Below are 2,044 nucleotides of genomic sequence, written 5' to 3' on the forward strand. Positions count from 1 at the left end.
CGTCCGGTCTGCCGAGGAGCGTTGCCGTACCCCGCCGCGGGCGGCGCCGTTCCGCGGAATTCCGGGGCGTGTGGCTGGCCGGATCGCGACGGAGCCTGGCGGATCCGAAACCAATTCGGTCCCTAGGCTCGATAAGGCAAGCCTAACCAACGTAGGATGTTGAGGTGCGTTCTTCGCACCCGTCGTCCGGCCCGGACGAAAGACCGGGCACGACCGCGCCCCGGCGCCCGAGGAGTCCCATGCAGTTCCGCACCACCACCCGCCGTTCGCGGCTCACCGCGCTCGCGGCAGCGACCGCGCTGAGCGCCCTCGTCCTCGCGGGCTGCTCCGCCCCGGCCGACGAGAACGCCTCCGACTCAGACCGCTCCGCCGAGGGCTTCCCCGTCACGATGACCCACGCGCTCGGCGAGACCGTGATCCCCGAGAAGCCCGAGCGGGTCGTCACGATCGGCTGGATGACCCAGGACCTCGTCGCCGGGCTCGGCATCGCGCCCGTCGGCACCACCGCGCAGTGGGGCGGCGACGACAACGGGCACACCCCCTGGTTCAAGGAGCAGGTGACCGAGGTGCTCGGCGAGGAGCTGCCCGCGGACATCACCTATGACGACGCCGGGGAGATTAACTTCGAGCAGATTCTCGAACTCGACCCCGACGTGATCCTGGCCCCGCACTCCGGGGTCTCCGAGGTGGAGTACGAGCGTCTGAGCGAGATCGCGCCGGTCGTTGCCTACGAGAAGCAGACGTGGGCCTCCGGCCCCTGGCAGGACCTGACGCGCACGGTGGCCACGGCCCTCGGCGAGAGCGAACTCGCGGAGGAAAAGATCGCGGAGACCGAGGCGTTGCTCGCCGAGGCGCGGGAGTCGCACCCCGAGTTCGAGGGGGTCACCTTCGTCTACGGGATGGGCGTCCGCGACGGGGCGACCGACTTCGGCGTCTACGTCGAGAGCGACCCCCGGGTGCGCTTCCTCACCGAGCTGGGGCTCAGCAACACCACCTCCATGTCCGATATTCTCGGCACGGTGGCGGGAGATGACTGGTTTGGCGCGGTCAGCCTGGAGCAGCTGGACACGCTCAAGGCCGATGTCTTCATCGGCTGGGCCAACGACGAGGCCGAGATCCAGGAGACCCTGACTCACCCGATGGTCTCCCGCTGGGCCCCCGTCGCCAACGGAAAGGCACTCATGATCTCCGACCCCGAGATGGGCATGGCGACGAACTCGCCGACCATCCTGTCCGTCCCGTGGGCGCTGCCCACCTTCCTGCCGATGCTCGCCGACACCGTCGCCGGGCAGGAAACCGGAAAGTAACCGTATGACCCCCCTGACCCGCTCCGAGCGGAGCCAATCGACGAGCGTGACGAGCGCTCGTCCCGATGTGGACGCCTCGGAGCGGGTCACACACACGAGCCACGCGGTGCGCGATGCCACCCAGGGCGTCGCGGCGAATAACGTGGGGCGCACCGTCGCCCTCGTCGTCGCCCTGATCGTGCTCGCGCTCGTCTGCGTGCTCAGCCTGATGGTGGGCGCGCGGGGGATTAGCCCGGCGACGGTGTGGGAGGCGCTCGTCGCGTTCGACGGCTCCGATGAGCACGTCATGATCCGTGAGCTGCGCGTGCCGCGGACCATCATGGGCCTCGTGGTCGGCCCGGCGCTCGGCATCTGCGGCGCGCTCATCCAGGCCTTCACCCGCAACCCGCTCGCCGATCCGGGGATCCTCGGCGTGAACGCCGGGGCGAGCTTTCTCGTCACCGTCGCCGTCGGTTTCCTCGGCATCACCGCCCCCGCCCAGTTCGTCTGGTTCGCGATCGCCGGGGCCTTCATCGTGACGATCCTCGTCTACGCCATCGGCTCCGTGGGGGTCGGGGCGGCAACGCCGGTCAAACTGACCCTCGCGGGGGTCGCGCTGAGCGCCGTGCTCGGCGGCTTTACCTCCGCGATCGTGCTCAAGAGCACGGCGACCCTCGACGTGATGCGCTTCTGGGGCGTCGGCTCGATCGGCGGACGCGCGCTGGATATTCTGCCGGCCACCCTGCCGATCATCGTGG

General features: G+C 69.6%; 2 protein-coding genes. Both read left to right on the top strand.

What is annotated here, in order from left to right; translation table 11 throughout:
• Window positions 1-239: 239 nt before the first annotated feature.
• Window positions 240-1,307 (top strand): iron-siderophore ABC transporter substrate-binding protein, encoded by a 1,068-nt coding sequence (locus OOT08_RS13660; protein WP_325093333.1) that lies wholly within the window; start codon window positions 240-242, stop codon window positions 1,305-1,307.
• A gap of 4 nt (window positions 1,308-1,311) precedes the next feature.
• Window positions 1,312-2,044: iron chelate uptake ABC transporter family permease subunit (locus OOT08_RS13665; protein WP_325093335.1), on the top strand; the 733-nt coding region annotated here is incomplete at its 3' end.

Origin of the sequence: Leucobacter sp. M11, from assembly GCF_035726885.1 — a bacterium.
Lineage (GTDB): Bacteria > Actinomycetota > Actinomycetes > Actinomycetales > Microbacteriaceae > JAPFRB01.

Excerpts from the sequence above, each read along its gene's own strand:
- OOT08_RS13660 (WP_325093333.1), top strand. The coding sequence starts at position 240 with ATGCAGTTCCGCACCACCACCCGCCGTTCGCGGCTCACCGCGCTCGCG.